A 15233-nucleotide genomic window follows, 5' to 3' on the forward strand; every position below is an offset into this window, starting at 1 on the left:
ATGTCATCTCTTGCGGGAGTGTCTTTTCAACCTGTACAAAATTAGAGTTTTTCAGTCTTGGTACCACTCTCATAGATGAAGCTTTCATAAGGTCTCAATCGACTTTGTGCTAACGAATCTTGATAATTACTGAGTCGGATTTCCCCCGCAGTTAACGGCAAAAGAGCCTGCAACTCTTGCGGTGAATCGGATAAATTTGCCACCACCAACCATTTTTTCCTTTTAAGCCTGCGCTCATAAGCAAAAATCGTCGGATGTTCCGGCAGTAACAGACGGTAGCTGCCTTCTTTCAAAATTGCTTCTTCATGACGAAGACGAATCAATTTTTGGTAATAATGGAAAACTGATTTTTGAGCTTTTTGATCGGCCAAAACATTAATATCCGGATAATTTGGATTGAGTTGAAACCAAGGGGTCCCCGTGGAAAAGCCGCCATTGGCTGAATCGTTCCAAGGCATCGGCGTGCGGGCATTGTCGCGACTCACCTTATGGACAGCTGCCAAAAATTCCTCGGCTGTCAAAGTCTGTTGTTGTTCAACATAATGTTGGAAATTTCCTTTCAATTCCACATCGATATAATCAGCAAGGGGAAATTTCGGATTTGTCATCCCGATTTCTTCTCCTTGATAGACAAAGGGTGTCCCTTTCATTCCGTGGAGGATCGTGGCAAAAGCAGTAGCTGACTCATAACGATAACTGTCATCATCGCCCCATCTGGAAACGATTCGCGCACGGTCGTGATTTTCAAAGTAGAGGGCATTCCAGCCTCTTCCTTCGAGTTCTTTTTGCCACTGACTCATGATCTGTTTTAATTGGATAAAATCAGGTGCTTGTAATGCCCAACGATCATTGACGTCTCCTTTTTTACGATCGATGTGCATGTGTTGGAAGGTAAAAACCATGTCCAATTCTTGTCGTTTGGGATCGACCAGCAGATGGGCATCTTCTGCTCCAGAGGCTGGCGCTTCCCCCACACTCATCATATCAAATGGGGTTAACACCTTTTGATTCATCTCGTGAATAAATTCATGCATCCGGGGCCCGTTGTGCTGATTATTTTTTGCAAAGGGGCGGGGATTATCAGGAAAGTCCCAGTCCTTTGAGATTGAAGTAATGACATCCAAGCGCCAACCATCGACGCCCAGGTTTTTCCAATAAATCATCATGTCATAAATGGCCTGTCGAACTCGCGGATTTTCCCAATTTAGATCCGGCTGCTCTTTGGCATAATAGTGAAGATAGTACTGCTGCCGAGAATCATCCCAGGTCCAAGCAGATCCGCCAAAACTTGATCCCCAATTATTCGGTTCTGACCCATCTGCTTTTCCGTCTTGCCAAATATAAAAATCACTATAAGGATTTTCCTTTGATTTACGGCTTTCTTGAAACCACTGGCATTGATCTGACGTATGATTGGCCACAAAATCCATGATAATTTTCAGGTCTAATTTATGTGCCTCACGAATGAGCTGTACCATATCTTCATTGGTGCCAAACATTGGATCAATCTGATAATAATCACTAATGTCATAACCATTATCGACTTGAGGTGACAGATAGACCGGACTCAACCAAAGAGCATCTACTCCCAGCTCTTTAAGATAAGGCAATTTTTCTTGGATCCCTGCCAAGTCCCCAATCCCGTCACCATTGGCATCCTTGAAACTTTTTGGATAGATTTGATAAATAACGGCATCTTTCCACCATTCGTTGCGCATACTGTACATCCTTCCCGTAATATCCGAGTTTACATTGTTCTAAAACAAACTTTCTCAAGCAATCCCTGTTACAGATAACAAAATTCCCAGCAAAATTAGCCCCACAATCAGCACATTGATTGAGACATTTTTCTTTTTCAAGAGATAGAAGCAAACTAAGGTAACACTTAGAGGCAAAATGCCGACAAAGATTTGATCCAGCATTTCTTGAGTCTTCATTACAACTTCGCCATCCATCATCATGTTCCATTTGATATCCAGCTTCACCATCTGAGAACTCATCGCCCCGACCATCATCAAGCCGACAACACCTGCTGCCTTTGTCAGAATATTGATCATGCCGTTTTCATAGAGACTGGAAATGTAAGTAGATCCCAGTGTGTAGCCCAACTTTCCCCCTTGCCAACGCAGAAACTGCACCGGTATGTTGAAAAGCAGTAAAAAGACAATCGGTGCTAAGACATTACCAGATTGTGCAAGACTCACTGCGACTCCTGCTGCAATGGTTCGCAAAACTCCCCAAAAAACTGAATCACCAATGCCTGCCAGTGGCCCCATTAAACTCGTTTTTACCGCATTGATTGAATCGACATTGAAATCTGTCTTCAAATGATTTTCTTTTTCCATCGATGCCGTAATCCCCAAAATAAAAGGGTACATCGCCACGTTCGTATTGAAGTAGGCCATCTGTCTCACCATCGCTTGACGACGTTCTTCTGCTACGGGGTAAAATTCATCCAAGAACGGTTGCATCGCATAAGAAACCCCAGACGCACCTTGTTTAGATGGCGTTACCGCAGAATAAAGCGTAAAGGAACGCCAATAGAGCTGCCGCAATAATTTCTTTTCTTTTCCTGATAAGTTGTTCGCTGTCTTTTCCATGTCAGCCTCCTATTTCAAAAAATCGTCTAGTTCAGGGTCAACAGAGGTACTTTCGCTAATCGACTGCTGCTTAGAAGTATGTTTGAAGGTTTCCTTCAGGTGCCGAATATCCAAGTCACGACTTACAATCACCAGTGCAATAATGACCGCAAAGGCCGCCACAGCAATCAAAGGAATCTTCAAGTACGCTACCAGTAAAAATCCTAAGAAGAAATACACAGCAATTTTATTTTCCCACATCATTTTTAACAGCATGGCCATCCCCACTGCCGGCAGTAGATTACCAGCAATACTGAGCCCGTTAAGCAAGTTTTCCGGAATCATTTCCAAGACGCGTTGTGTGGCCTTTGACCCTACCAAAACTGCAAAGAAAGGAATCAATGAATACAGCGCCCACTGCAGTCCCCACAAGCCAAAATGAAGTCGTCTGATTCCCTTTTCCCTGCCTTCTTCTGCGTAGCGATCAAAGGTTGCCGCAAATGGTCCTACTACACCAACATACAATAATGTTTTGATTTGTAAGCCAATGACCCCCAAAGGAATGGCAATAGGAATGGCTACTTCAACACCGGCACCCATATTGATGGCAAAAACCGTCGCCAGGGCTGTTGCCAAACCAGGCTCTGCCGAACTGGCACCCCCAATATTGATGACTCCCATAAAGACGGTTTCCAGTGCCGCACCAATTAAAAGTCCGGTCTGTATATCTCCTAGCAAAAGACCGAGCAAGGGACCTATGACGATGGGTCGACCAATCATGGTAAAGCCTAATAATTCCTGTCCCCCTACTGTGAAAAAGACCACTAAGGCTGTAACAAGTGCTTCATAAAACATTCTTTTTCCTCCTCACAAGCTTTCGCAGCAAAAATAATTTTGTCAGCTGCGCGCTTTTCTCTCTACGTCAAACCCAACATGGTATGAATCAAAGAAACTCTGTTGCCAACACTTTTTTATCCGAAGGCAGGTTTTGCAACGCTGCTTCAGGATAGAGGGTAGCCAGCTTTTTCAAACTAGCCATTTCTTTAGCTGACAGCATAACAAACTGTGTCAGCGTTTGCTTTTCTTCTGTCACTAATTTCCCCACATTGCCGATATTTAAGTACTTCAGGTTAGGTACTTTTTCTGCGAGTCTCAACGCATCGGTGACCGTCTTAACTAAGACCAGCACACGAGTTTGATGGATTCTAGGGTCTTGCAGGATTTCAGCAACATTGTCTACTGAGCGAATCAGCACTTTTACCCCCGAGGGAACAGCCATTTTTAAGGCCATCTGTTGGGTTTGATCTGCTGCTGCTTCATCGTTGGCAACAATAATTCCATGCAGATTCAGTGCTCGAGACCATACCATAGCAATTTGGCCATGAATCAATCGTTCATCTACCCGCAAAGTTGTTTCTAAAGGAGCTAGTTCAGTGTGTGACAATGTTGGTACATTTTCAGTTTGTACCGCTTTCATTCCGGAACTATTTTTAATGCTCTCATCACTTGCTGCTTGTGCTTCTCTGTCCTCTGCTGCCAGCTGATTACCTTCTTCTTGATCCACCGTGCTTAGATTTTCTACCAACTGCATTGCTTGTCTGGCCCCGGTAATGAAGCCTTCGAGGTTTTCTTTGGTATAAACCTCTGCACCAAAAATAATTTCAATAATAAGCGGCAAGTTGAATCCGGCAATCAGGAACACATTTTTTCTATCCGCAGCAGCTAATGTCAACTTTTGATTGACGCTGCCTCCAAATAAATCCGTAAAGATTACCGCTTGATCTACTGACTCTAACCTTGAAAAGAACTCACTGATCTGCTCTTCAATTGCCGGCTCATCCTCCATATAGGCTGACATATAAGTCACATCTATCTCGGTTCCTACAAACAACTCCAAGGTGCTTTTAATTCCCTTTGCCATCTTGCCATGAGAGGCGATAACAAATTTTTTCAACGTAACTCCTCCTTTTTGGAACGTTCCAAATATAGTTTAAAAAAAGAACGCTCCTGATTTGGAACGTTCCAACCAAGTGTTGAGTAGAGTATAACTCATCCTGTCCACTATGACAAGTATTTTTTAAACGGTTTCATATGCTCGTCCCACCGGGAATAAATTTTACCGGCAATACGATTTCTTCAGCAGGTGCGGGCCCTTCCTTATTCAACAGCTCTTCTAGAATGCTGACACAAGTTTCTGCCATTAGTGCCACCGGCTGACGAATTGTGGAGATAAATTCTTCTTGCTCGGGATACATCTTACTCCCGTCGAAACCGATAATCTGGAGATCTTTTGGCACGCGACGCCCGGCCTTTGTTAATAACTCCATAGCAAAATCCGCGTACTGATCCGCCACCGCAAAAATTCCGTCAACTGTCTCGACTTCCCCAGATTCCTTCAAGTACGTTGCCAAAGCTGGATAAAACGTCTCCTCATGATGCTCACCCCAAAAAACTTTACATTCCAGTCCGTGTTTTCGACAACAATCAATAAAGCCCCTGCTGCGCTGCCCATAGCTTGCTTCGGTATGAGTCGTAGTTCTAGTGATTAATAACAAGTTCTTCGCTCCTGAAGAAATGAGCTTTTCTGCTGCCAGCACTCCCCCTTGATAATTGTCTGAAGAAACACAAGGAATACGCTTGGAAATCTTATTTTCAATCGAAACAATCGGCAGGTTTTCCAAGTGCTGCTGCGACAAATCACTGTAAGACATGGTGATAATTCCTGCCACCTTTTGCATCTGTCCCATGTGAATATATTCTATTTCTTGCTGAATATCATTATTTGAATTGCAGAGAATCATTTTATATTCTGCTCTTTGTAAGGCTTGTTGCATTTCGTAAGTCAATTCTCCAAAAAAAGGCGTTCTAGTGGTGGGTAAGATAAAAACCACGATATCTGATCGACTGGTTTTTAACTGACGCGCATTTGTGTTCGGGATATAATTCAGTTGATTGATTGCATTTTGAATCTTCACTTGAGATTCTTCCTTGATTTTGACGCCATTGATATAGTTTGAGACTGTTCCTCGTGATACACCTGCCAATTTGGCAACGTCATTCATCGTAGGCATCCGTTTCCTCCTTTCTGACCAGCGACAGGTATTTCTTTGATAACCTGATCATTTTTTCTGAATAGTACCATAGATTCAGTTGATTTTCTATCCAGCAGGAAAATCGCTGCTCACCACACAGCACTTTATCATCTTGTTTCTGGAAAGCGGGTATATTAAAAGGAGTTGCGACAATTGTCTAGTCCCCTCCTCCAAAGCAAGCATGAGCCACAAACAAAAAAGTCACTTCCATTAAAAACCAGCGGAAGTGACTTTTTTTCATTGGCCTGTCGCGACTATTTGCTAACAGCCATTTTCTTGTTCATCTATTGAAAATTTCGCCAGTTATCCCTTAGAAGTGATCGCTGTTGTGTTGCTTTGTCTTGCGTTCTTGGATCTTATCCGTTATTTCAATTAACTTCTGTCAAAAACTCGTGGCGCTGTGCATAGCGGTTTAGACCAAGTTGAATCAATTCTTCGATTAGATCACCATATTTCAGACCCATTTTGTCCCACAGAGAAGGATACATCGAAAATTGGGTAAAGCCTGGCATCGTGTTCAATTCATTTAAGAAAAGCTCATTTTTATTAGTCAGGAAGAAATCACAACGAGACAATCCGCTGCCGCCTAACATTGTATACGCATTTTTGGCATATTCTTGCGCTTTTAGTTGCACATCTTCTGGAATCTCTGCTGGAATCTGCATCACAATTTTGTTGTCGATATATTTAGAATTGTAATCATAAAATGCCACATCTTTGACAATCTCCCCGGGAACAGTCGTCCGAACGTCTTCATTACCTAAGATTGCTACTTCGATCTCACGGGCTTCGATTCCTTGTTCTACGATAGCACGGGTGTCATATTTATACGCTTCATGCAGCGCATTTTGTAGTTCTTCGCGGTTCTCAGCTTTGGAAATCCCTACGCTGGAGCCCATGTTGGCAGGTTTCACAAACATTGGGTACAACAAGGTTCCTTCGCACTGTTCAAAAATCTGTTTAGGATTTTCTTTCCATTGATTTTTCAACACTGGGACATAAGGCACTTGCGGGATGCCGCCTGCTTGCAGGACATACTTCGTCATAATCTTGTCCATGCCACATGCACTAGTCAATACACCGGTGCCCACGTAAGGCATATCAATGGTTTCCAAAAAGCCCTGAATAGTGCCGTCTTCCCCATTTGGTCCGTGCAAAAGCGGAAAAACAATCGCGTCATCTTCTTTGATGGCAGAAGGCTGAATCTGTTCCCCCGTAGGATTTTTTACGTCTGCTCCCCAGCTCAGATGCAAGACTTCTTCTGATTTTGGTGCTTCCGTCAGTAGCGGTCCTTTGATCCAGTCGCCGCTTCTTGTGATATACAGCAATTGCACTTGATAATAGTGATAATACACTGCTTGTAGGACGGAATACGCTGACAAAATAGAAACGTCATGTTCCGCGCTGCGCCCTCCGTATAGCAATACGATTTTCAAAAAATATTCCTCCCATTTCAGTCGATTTGAAGGCTGATGTAAGCCCTGTGCTACACCGCATTTCATTTCGGCTTATGCTCAAAGTTGGTCAGCTCAGTGAAAGCCACTGCTGCTGCCAATCTTTGTGAAGTCCCATCTTTTAACTCTTCCACATTTTAGCATAAAGCCTAAAGAGCGACAAATTAATTTATGAGGTGGCAAAACCCGCGTCAGATAGGGATTACTTGTTATTATCAGCGATATCTTCTACTATTGAAGTAACAAGCCGTGAAGCGTTGGCAGTCTTCTAAGCGCCGGCTGATCCAGGAGCATCTGGTCTGGATTAGCGACTCACTCCCCCCAAGAAATGAGGAAGTCTTATGACAGGAACCGATCAAACAAAAACCAAACCGCAACGTTTAAAAGAGATTATCGCAGTCTTTCATAAATACAAGGTCCTGCAAAATCTATCCAAGCAGACGAATCCTCAGGCGGTCCGGGACGCTTTTGAAGAATTGGGCCCCACCTTCATCAAAATCGGGCAGCTTTTATCCGTACGTACAGATATTTTATCACCGGAGTATATTCAAGCCTTTAAATCACTGCAAGACAATGTAAAGTCTGACGATTTCAGCAAAGTAAAAGTATTATTGGAGCAAGAATGGGAGTTGCCCCTTGATGTAATCTTCGAGGAATTTCAGGAGACGGCCTTTGCCTCGGCTTCTATCGGTCAAGCACATTTAGCCATCCTCAATGGGGGACAAAAAGTTGTAGTTAAAGTTCAACATCCGGGAATCGTGGCGGACATCCATGTCGATCTTGCCCTTTTTGAAAAGGCGATTCCCCTGATCCGCTATGTTCCGGAATCTAACGTGGTAGATGTCAAAAGTGTTTTGGCAGAAGTCCGTCGCTCCTTGGATGACGAAACTGATTTCACCAAAGAAGCAGCCTACGCCAAACGCTTCTATCAGCTGAATAACGGTTGGCAGCAAGTGAAGGTGCCAAAGGTTTATGCAGAATATTGTACGAGCAGGGTGCTTATTTTAGAGTTTATGGAAGGTCGCAGTTTGCGCTATCTATTGGAGGCTGACCCGCAGCAGATTGCTTTTGGCGATACGAGTGTTAAAGAGTTGAAAAAAGAACTGGGTATGCTGCTGGTGGAAAGTTTTATGAAACAAGTATTTGAAGATGGCTTTTTCCACGCCGACCCGCATCCAGGCAATGTCTTTTTTCATCATGTTCCGGCAAAAACTACGACTCAGGCACCGGCTTTTCGCAACAAAGAGCGCGCCGGCGTCTTTGCGGGAGTGGATTATCATTTGAAATGGCAGGACCCAACTTCTCTGCCGCCTTTTCAGATTATCTATCTGGATTTTGGGATGATGGGAGAGTTGCCAGATCAGCTACGTTCTCGGTTAATCGACGCCTTATTGGCTTTGTACACACAAGACGCCCAGCAGTTGGGGGATGCGGTCCTCCGGCTTTGCAAAGTGGAAGGTCCTTTTGATGAGGAACGCTTTTATGCTGAGTTAGGTGTTTTTTTGGATCGCTACTACAATTTAGCCATCAAAGATATCGACTTGCAACGAGTTTTGGGGGAAGTCATCCAGATTTGCCACCAAAATAATCTGCAGATGGTTCACGAGATTACCATGCTGATTAAAGCCTTCAGCACGTTAGAAGGGGTCATTGAGGAGTTGGATCCAGAGCTTTCTTTAATGGAAGTCACTCAGCCCTATGCGCAAAAATATTATTTACAACAGATTGATGTGACAGAAACCGCCAAGCGACTGGGCCTTGATCTGATTAAAAGCGGGAAAAGTCTGCCTAAATTACCGGACCGTTCACTGCAGGCATTGGAGACCTTCACTCGCGGCAAGACCCATTTGACTTTGAGCTTCAAAGAACAAGAGCATCTGCTGGGTCGAATTGAAGCAATGGTCAATCGGTTGATGGTTGGTCTCATCTTGGCAGCTGTGATTATCGGTTCTTCGCTACTGGTCAGCGCCGAGCCGGCTCGGGGAGCAGTTTTCGCCGACAGTTTGGGGATTTTCGGATATATCGTCGCCTTAGCCGTCATCCTGTTAATCGTGGCACGACACTTATGGCGACAATGGCGCAAAAAATAGCCTGAATCACTCTTTGCTTTTTCAAAATAAAATAACTGATTAAAAATAACCCTTCCCAGCCTGGAAAGGGTTATTTTTTTACATCTCGTTTCCACTCTGTGAAAAAATCCGTTTCTTAAGGCAACTGAATACGATTCTCAATTATCAGTAAAATCACTATTAGTACGCTATCGTAAAGGGGTAGTCACACGTTTTTCATCACAAAGCTCGTTGTTCCTGACAAATGGGAAAGCTATAATAAAGACAGCGCTTTAAAATACATTTTTATGAAGGGACGACAACCTATGTTAGCCCAAGCTATCGCAAAATTTTGCGGCGGTGTTCTAGTGCCGCATCAAAAAACTACCGCTGAATCAGCAACGATTCCCCTGCCTGCTCCTAAGCTGTTGATTTTGCCTTTGCAACAGCATATCGGTGCCCCTTTGCGGCCGGTAGTCAAAGCCAAAGAGACAGTAAAAGTTGGTCAGCTACTAGCAGACGCCGATGCTTACGTGTCTGCCCCGCTTCATGCGCCGGTCTCTGGAAAAATAAAGAGCATTAAACCCATTCTTTTGGCAAACGGGCAGATGATTGACGCACTGCATCTTGAAAATGATGGAGAATTCACTTTGTTTCAAGAGCCCGCTCCGATTCTCATCCAAAGTAAAGACGATTTATTGCAAGCTGCTCGTGCCAGTGGTTTAGTGGGAATCGGTGGTGCCGGCTTTCCGCTTCATGTCAAATTGGCTGCTAAAGAGCCGCTGGATACCTTAGTAATTAACGGTGCCGAATGTGAACCCTACATCACCTCCGATTACCGTGAAGCCATGGAAGCCACCGATCGGATCATCGCCGGAATGCTAACTATTATGGCGCAACTGGCAATTTCCAAGGGCATCATTGGCATAGAAGACAACAAACCCCAGGCAATTACTGCATTGGCTGAGGCTCTCAAGCGGCATCCCGACCCCGAAATTGCCCAGAAAATTCAAGTTATGACGCTGCCTTCTCGTTATCCTCAAGGAGCAGAAAAGATGTTGATCTACGGTTGCACCGGCCGTAAAGTTCCACCCGGCGCTTTACCCGCAGCAGTGGGCTGTTTGATCTTGAACATTTCGACGGTTTCACTGCTTCAACATTATTTGAATACCGGGCTCCCCCTGATTGCCAAACGGGTCACTGTCTCAGGTGACAATATCCGCCAGCCGCAAAATCTGCTCGTGCCGGTGGGAACGCCAATTAGTGACGTCTTGGCCTTTTGTGGCGGATTAAAAGAAGAAACTAACGCCAAACTGATTTTGGGTGGACCCATGATGGGAATTGCCCAGTTCGATCTGGGGTTGCCAATTACTAAGCAGACCAATGCGATCACCTGTCTATCCGCAGCCTCGGCCACACAGCCGCAAGAAATGGCCTGTATCCGTTGTGGTCGTTGTTCCCGTGCCTGTCCGATGAATCTTTTGCCATTGGAAATCGAGCGCTCTCTTAAAAATCAGGACAGCGAATCATTGCAAAAACTTCAAGTAACTGCATGTATGGAATGTGGTTGTTGTTCCTTCGTTTGCCCCTCCAATCGCCGTCTCGTGCAATACATGCGAGAAGGCAAAGTCATCGTCAAGGAGGCCGAAAAATGACCGAAGAAAAACTTATCGTCACCTCATCTCCTCATCTTCACAGCGGTGCTTCTAGTGTCACCATCATGAGAGATGTGCTTTTGGCATTAGTCCCGGCAGTACTCGCGGCCACTGTAATTTTTGGTCCCCGTTCGCTGTTAGTGATTTTGACCTGTGTGACCAGCTGTGTGCTGAGTGAATTCTTATTCCGACGATTTTTGAAACGCACTTATTCCATTTATGATCTGACTGCAGTGATTACCGGGGTTCTTTTGGCATTGAATCTGCCCGTATCGATTCCCCTATGGATGGCTGCGATTGGCGGATTCGTCGCTATCGTCATCGTTAAAGAATGCTTTGGCGGGCTTGGACAAAACTTCGTCAACCCTGCTATTACGGCTCGCATCGTATTGCTGATGTCTTTTTCTTCTGCGATGAGCGTCTGGAATTCTCCCTTTTATTATTTGCATCATGGCGAAGATGTCGTAACCTCTGCCAGCTATTTTCAAGCGCTGCAAACTGGCGGCCCACTGCCATCCTTATTGGATATGTTTCTTGGGATGCGTTCTGGCAGTCTAGGGGAAACTTCAGCACTGGCGCTGCTTTTGGGCTTTGGTTACCTGTTGTATCGCCGTATCATTACACCGACCATTCCGCTGATTTTTATTGGAACAGTTGGCGTTCTTTCCTTAATTTTAGGAGGTGACCCTCTGTCTCAAATGATGTCCGGCGGGCTGCTCTTAGGGGCAGTCTTTATGGCCACTGATTACACCACGTCCCCTACCACTGCTGTCGGTCAGGCAATCTATGCGTTTGGTTGCGGATTGATTACTGTTTTGATTCGCTTTTACGCGGCCTTACCAGAGGGCGTTTCTTATGCCATCTTATTGATGAACATCATCACGCCCCTGATAGATCGCTACACGATTCCCAAAGCTTTCGGAACCAAAAAGGAGGCGAGTCACTCATGAAGACTATCAAAAGTATCTTGAGTGCCACCTTGTGTCTGGTAGTCATCTGTCTGGTAGTGACCGGTGCTGTGGCAGGAACCCGCTATGCCTTTTCTGATGAAATCCTCCAGCAAGAACAAGAACAGCAGCGAAAGACTATGTCCAAACTGTTGAAAGCCGAGGATTATCAACTGCTGACAAAAGAAAATGATGAACAAGGGCAGTTTTATCAAGCACTGACTGCTCAAAAAGTAACTGGCTATATCGCTGTCACGGCAGCTTACGGCTACGGTAGCGATGTTTCTGTGATGACGGCAATCACCGCTACTGGTCAGGTGGCGGGTATCGAGATTTTAGATGCCTCACAAGAAACACCGGGACTTGGTCAAAATGTCACCCGCAAAGACTTTACGGAACAATTTCGGGAGATTACCGCTGCACCGGCCGTCACAAAAAATACACCGGCCGCAGCTGATGAAATTCAGGCCGTGACTGGTGCCACCAGATCTTCCAATGCTGTAGCAGCTGCGGTGACTAAAGCATTGGCACTGTACGACGCTTTTGCAAAGGAGGGTAAGTGACCATGGAAAAAGAAAAACTTTCTACGGTTTTTTCAAAAGGAATTATCAAAGAAAATCCAGTGCTGCGGCTGATGCTGGGAACTTGTCCGACACTGGCTGTCACCACCAGTGCCATGAATGGATTAGGTATGGGAATCGCTGCGACAGTCGTTTTAATTGGGTCCAACATCGTCATCTCTGCCTTGCGCAATATCATTCCCGATAAGGTTCGAATTCCCGCCTTTATCACGATTATTGCCGGCTTTGTAACCGTGGTTCAACTGATTATCAAAGCCAAAGCGCCGGCCCTCGATGCTACTTTGGGAATCTACTTACCTTTGATTGCGGTCAACTGTATCATCCTCGGGCGGGCCGAAGCTTTTGCCAAAGACAATCCCGTGCTGCGTTCAGCCGCTGACGGTTTGGGCATGGGCATTGGTTTTACGTTAGCTCTTTTGTGCATGGGCGGCATTCGGGAACTCCTCGGTGCCGGAACTTTTCTAGGCTTTAGCATCACTCCCAATTTCGTGACGCCAATGACCATCTTTTTACTGCCTCCTGGCGGCTTTTTCGTCTTTGGAATGTTGGTGATGCTGGTCAATCGCCTCAGTAATCGTCCAGCAGCTGAACCTGATTGCAGTGCTTGTCCCATCGCGGATGCTTGCGGGTTAATCGAAGAACCGGCCGCCAAAAAGGAGGGTGACGCACCATGCAAATGATGATTACCATTTTAGTTGCCGGAATTTTGACCGATAACTTTGTCTTGTCACAATTTTTAGGAATCTGCCCATTTCTCGGGGTTTCTAAAAAACTGGACACCGCTGTGGGAATGTCGGTGGCTGTGACTTTCGTCATGTTCTTGGCGACATTGGTGACCTATCCACTGTACGCCTGGGTTTTGGTTCCGCTGGGCTTAGACTATCTGCAGACCATCGTCTTCATCTTGACAATTGCCGCTTTGGTTCAATTAGTAGAAGTCATCATCAAAAAATACCTGCCACCCTTATACAATGCTTTAGGAATCTATCTGCCGCTAATCACCACCAACTGTGCTGTTCTCGGAGTGACCATTTTGAACTTCACCAAGGATTACAGCTACGGACAAAGTCTCATCAATGCCTTAGCAGCTGGTCTGGGCTTTTTATTGGCAATGGTTCTCTTTGCCGGCGTGCGCCAGCGCTTAGAAACTGCCGATATTCCCGAAGCCCTGCAAGGAATGCCGATCACCCTTATCGCCGCTGCTATCGTTTCCATGTCGTTTCTGGGCTTCGCCGGCTTGGCAGAAGGCTTGTTCAAATAGAAAGGAGCTTGAAGCATGTTTGAAAGTATCCTAATTCCCGTTGCCATCGTCTCCGGTCTGGGACTGATTGCCGGTGTCGGTTTATCGATTGCTACCATTATTTTTCAAGTCCCGGTTAATGAAAAAGAAGCTGCGGTTCGCAATCTTCTTCCCGGAATCAATTGCGGCGCCTGCGGTTTTTCAGGTTGTGATGGCTATGCCAAGGCACTTGCAGCCGGCACAGCGGAGGCCAATCTGTGTGCCCCCGGAGGAGCTGAGGTGCGACAGCAGATCAGTAGCCTTTTGGGCGTCGAAGCAGCAGAACTGCGTCCCACCGCTGCCTTTGTTGCCTGTAATGGTCGGTGCGGTCTGACAAGCCAGAAAATGACTTATCAAGGAGCTGCCACCTGTTACGCGGCTAATCAAATCTTTGGTGGACAGCAATCCTGTCAATACGGCTGTATGGGCTTTGGTGATTGTGTGACAGCCTGCGCCTATGATGCAATCCACGTGGTAGACGGCGTGGCTGAAGTTGATCCCTTGAAATGTGTCGGCTGTCTGCAATGTATTGCCGTTTGTCCCAAACAGCTAATCAGCATGAAGCCGATCACCGGTGCACCAGCAGTTGCTTGTCGCAACCTTGATAGAGGAGGTAGCGTTCGAAAGATTTGCGAAGTTGGCTGTATCACTTGCAACCGCTGTGTCAAAGCCTGTCCCACTGATGCTATCACGATTGAGAACAATGTCGCCGTCATTGATTTTGCTAAATGCACCGATTGTGGCGAATGTATCGCCGTCTGTCCCCAAGATTGTATCGTAAAAGTCATGAAAAAAACCGCCGTAACTGCTTAAAAAACGACGGTGACAATGGTTGAGTTACCGTCCTGTGAAGCGAACAATACCAAACGTGAGACACCAAAAAACGACTATCTGCCATTAAAATGACTGGCTGGTAGTCGTCTTTTCAAATTCAAAATTTTCAATTGCTGACTACTCGTGATTGTATCGAGAAAAGCCCATATCCTTCACTTTCATCTACTTGAAAAAGACTCGTTACAGCGTTGATTGCTAGTTATTTGCTTTTGCTTCTTTCAAATTTTCAGTCATCACTTCAGTAAAATGTTCCCGATCCTGGAGGGTAAAAGGTTTGGGTCCTTTGGTGCGTTTCCCGGCTTTTCGCAGCTGGGCTCCCATAAATCGTTGGGTCAGCAGCTCATCTATATTGGCGGCAGTGTATTCTTTCCCGCTGTGGTGAAAAACCCGTGCCTGCTTACCCAGTACCAAAGAAGCCAGTCCGTAATCTTGCGTAATTACCCAATCTTCGCGTTGGATTTCTTTAACAATGCGGTAATCTGCCCGATCTGCTCCTTTGTCCACATAGATAAAACTGACGTGAGGCGGATACTCTTTATTGGTGAAATGATCGACACTGGTGACGATTACCACTGGCAGTTGGAATTTTTGCGCCAGTTGGATGACCTCATTTTTCACCGGTGAACCATCCCCGTCGATAATAAATCGCATAGTCTTTTCCCCATTCTGTCTTTAAGTAATTGCTGTCTTTTATTTTAGCAGAAAAATTTGCAGCCGGACATTTCCACTCTGCTTTCTGTTTCTACTTAAAAAAGGCCTCACTG

At 45.4% G+C, this 15233-nt stretch carries 14 protein-coding genes; 7 read left to right on the forward strand and 7 right to left on the reverse strand.

The window, feature by feature from the left end; translation table 11 throughout:
- Positions 1–41: 41 nt before the first annotated feature.
- From BAU14_RS02475 to BAU14_RS02500, 6 genes are all read right to left on the reverse strand, one after another.
- Complete coding sequence (locus BAU14_RS02475) at positions 42–1718, reverse strand: glycoside hydrolase family 13 protein (protein ID WP_161898502.1); 1677 nt, start codon at positions 1716–1718, stop codon at positions 42–44.
- A gap of 54 nt (positions 1719–1772) precedes the next feature.
- Complete coding sequence (locus BAU14_RS02480; protein ID WP_161898503.1) at positions 1773–2600, reverse strand: PTS system mannose/fructose/sorbose family transporter subunit IID; 828 nt, start codon at positions 2598–2600, stop codon at positions 1773–1775.
- A 9-nt stretch (positions 2601–2609) separates the two neighbouring features.
- The gene (locus tag BAU14_RS02485; protein WP_161898504.1) at positions 2610–3434 is read right to left on the reverse strand and encodes a PTS mannose/fructose/sorbose/N-acetylgalactosamine transporter subunit IIC; all 825 of its coding nucleotides are present in this window, start codon (positions 3432–3434) and stop codon (positions 2610–2612) included.
- Between the two features lie 88 nt (positions 3435–3522).
- The gene (locus BAU14_RS02490) at positions 3523–4533 is read right to left on the reverse strand and encodes a PTS mannose/fructose/sorbose transporter subunit IIAB (RefSeq protein ID WP_161898505.1); all 1011 of its coding nucleotides are present in this window, start codon (positions 4531–4533) and stop codon (positions 3523–3525) included.
- A gap of 133 nt (positions 4534–4666) precedes the next feature.
- Positions 4667–5650: a LacI family DNA-binding transcriptional regulator gene (locus tag BAU14_RS02495; RefSeq protein ID WP_161898506.1), complete on the reverse strand. Its 984-nt coding sequence runs from the start codon at positions 5648–5650 to the stop codon at positions 4667–4669.
- 389 nt (positions 5651–6039) lie between these two features.
- Positions 6040–7107, reverse strand: a complete 1068-nt coding sequence (locus BAU14_RS02500) for a D-alanine--D-alanine ligase (RefSeq protein ID WP_161898507.1) — start codon at positions 7105–7107, stop codon at positions 6040–6042.
- A 359-nt stretch (positions 7108–7466) separates the two neighbouring features.
- On the opposite strand from BAU14_RS02500, the gene BAU14_RS02505 reads away from it, so the two are divergent.
- The 7 genes from BAU14_RS02505 to BAU14_RS02535 all read left to right on the forward strand — a co-directional run bounded on the left by BAU14_RS02505 (position 7467) and on the right by BAU14_RS02535 (position 14448).
- Positions 7467–9215, forward strand: a complete 1749-nt coding sequence (locus tag BAU14_RS02505; protein ID WP_161898508.1) for an ABC1 kinase family protein — start codon at positions 7467–7469, stop codon at positions 9213–9215.
- A gap of 284 nt (positions 9216–9499) precedes the next feature.
- Positions 9500–10828, forward strand: a complete 1329-nt coding sequence (gene rsxC / locus BAU14_RS02510; protein ID WP_202622148.1) for an electron transport complex subunit RsxC — start codon at positions 9500–9502, stop codon at positions 10826–10828.
- Complete coding sequence (locus BAU14_RS02515) at positions 10825–11778, forward strand: RnfABCDGE type electron transport complex subunit D (RefSeq protein ID WP_161898510.1); 954 nt, start codon at positions 10825–10827, stop codon at positions 11776–11778. The genes rsxC and BAU14_RS02515 overlap by 4 nt, the downstream gene beginning before the upstream one ends.
- Positions 11775–12338 carry an FMN-binding protein gene (locus BAU14_RS02520; protein WP_161898511.1) on the forward strand — a complete coding sequence of 188 codons (564 nt, stop codon included), beginning with the start codon at positions 11775–11777 and terminating at the stop codon, positions 12336–12338. The genes BAU14_RS02515 and BAU14_RS02520 overlap by 4 nt, the downstream gene beginning before the upstream one ends.
- A gap of 2 nt (positions 12339–12340) precedes the next feature.
- Positions 12341–13036: an electron transport complex subunit RsxE gene (gene rsxE / locus BAU14_RS02525; protein ID WP_161898512.1), complete on the forward strand. Its 696-nt coding sequence runs from the start codon at positions 12341–12343 to the stop codon at positions 13034–13036.
- Positions 13027–13617 (forward strand): electron transport complex protein RnfA, encoded by a 591-nt coding sequence (locus tag BAU14_RS02530; RefSeq protein WP_161898513.1) that lies wholly within the window; start codon positions 13027–13029, stop codon positions 13615–13617. Before rsxE ends, BAU14_RS02530 begins: the two co-directional genes overlap by 10 nt.
- 15 nt (positions 13618–13632) lie before the next feature.
- Positions 13633–14448, forward strand: coding sequence for an RnfABCDGE type electron transport complex subunit B (locus BAU14_RS02535; RefSeq protein WP_161898514.1), 816 nt, complete (start codon positions 13633–13635; stop codon positions 14446–14448).
- Between the two features lie 216 nt (positions 14449–14664).
- On the opposite strand, the gene BAU14_RS02540 is transcribed toward BAU14_RS02535, so the two are convergent.
- A complete protein-coding gene (locus BAU14_RS02540; RefSeq protein WP_161898515.1) occupies positions 14665–15120 on the reverse strand; it encodes a YaiI/YqxD family protein in 456 nt (151 codons plus the stop codon).
- Positions 15121–15233 lie beyond the last annotated feature (113 nt).

It is taken from the genome of Candidatus Enterococcus leclercqii (genome assembly GCF_009933135.1).
GTDB lineage: Bacteria > Bacillota > Bacilli > Lactobacillales > Enterococcaceae > Enterococcus_C > Enterococcus_C leclercqii.

Bases quoted from the DNA above. Each gene is read 5' to 3' on its own strand.
- BAU14_RS02475 (WP_161898502.1), bottom strand. From the start codon at position 1,718: ATGCGCAACGAATGGTGGAAAGATGCCGTTATTTATCAAATCTATCCA.
- BAU14_RS02480 (WP_161898503.1), bottom strand. From the start codon at position 2,600: ATGGAAAAGACAGCGAACAACTTATCAGGAAAAGAAAAGAAATTATTG.
- BAU14_RS02485 (WP_161898504.1), bottom strand. From the start codon at position 3,434: ATGTTTTATGAAGCACTTGTTACAGCCTTAGTGGTCTTTTTCACAGTA.
- BAU14_RS02495 (WP_161898506.1), bottom strand. From the start codon at position 5,650: ATGCCTACGATGAATGACGTTGCCAAATTGGCAGGTGTATCACGAGGA.
- BAU14_RS02505 (WP_161898508.1), top strand. From the start codon at position 7,467: ATGACAGGAACCGATCAAACAAAAACCAAACCGCAACGTTTAAAAGAG.
- rsxC (WP_202622148.1), top strand. From the start codon at position 9,500: ATGTTAGCCCAAGCTATCGCAAAATTTTGCGGCGGTGTTCTAGTGCCG.
- BAU14_RS02515 (WP_161898510.1), top strand. From the start codon at position 10,825: ATGACCGAAGAAAAACTTATCGTCACCTCATCTCCTCATCTTCACAGC.
- BAU14_RS02520 (WP_161898511.1), top strand. From the start codon at position 11,775: ATGAAGACTATCAAAAGTATCTTGAGTGCCACCTTGTGTCTGGTAGTC.
- rsxE (WP_161898512.1), top strand. From the start codon at position 12,341: ATGGAAAAAGAAAAACTTTCTACGGTTTTTTCAAAAGGAATTATCAAA.
- BAU14_RS02530 (WP_161898513.1), top strand. From the start codon at position 13,027: ATGCAAATGATGATTACCATTTTAGTTGCCGGAATTTTGACCGATAAC.
- BAU14_RS02535 (WP_161898514.1), top strand. From the start codon at position 13,633: ATGTTTGAAAGTATCCTAATTCCCGTTGCCATCGTCTCCGGTCTGGGA.
- BAU14_RS02540 (WP_161898515.1), bottom strand. From the start codon at position 15,120: ATGCGATTTATTATCGACGGGGATGGTTCACCGGTGAAAAATGAGGTC.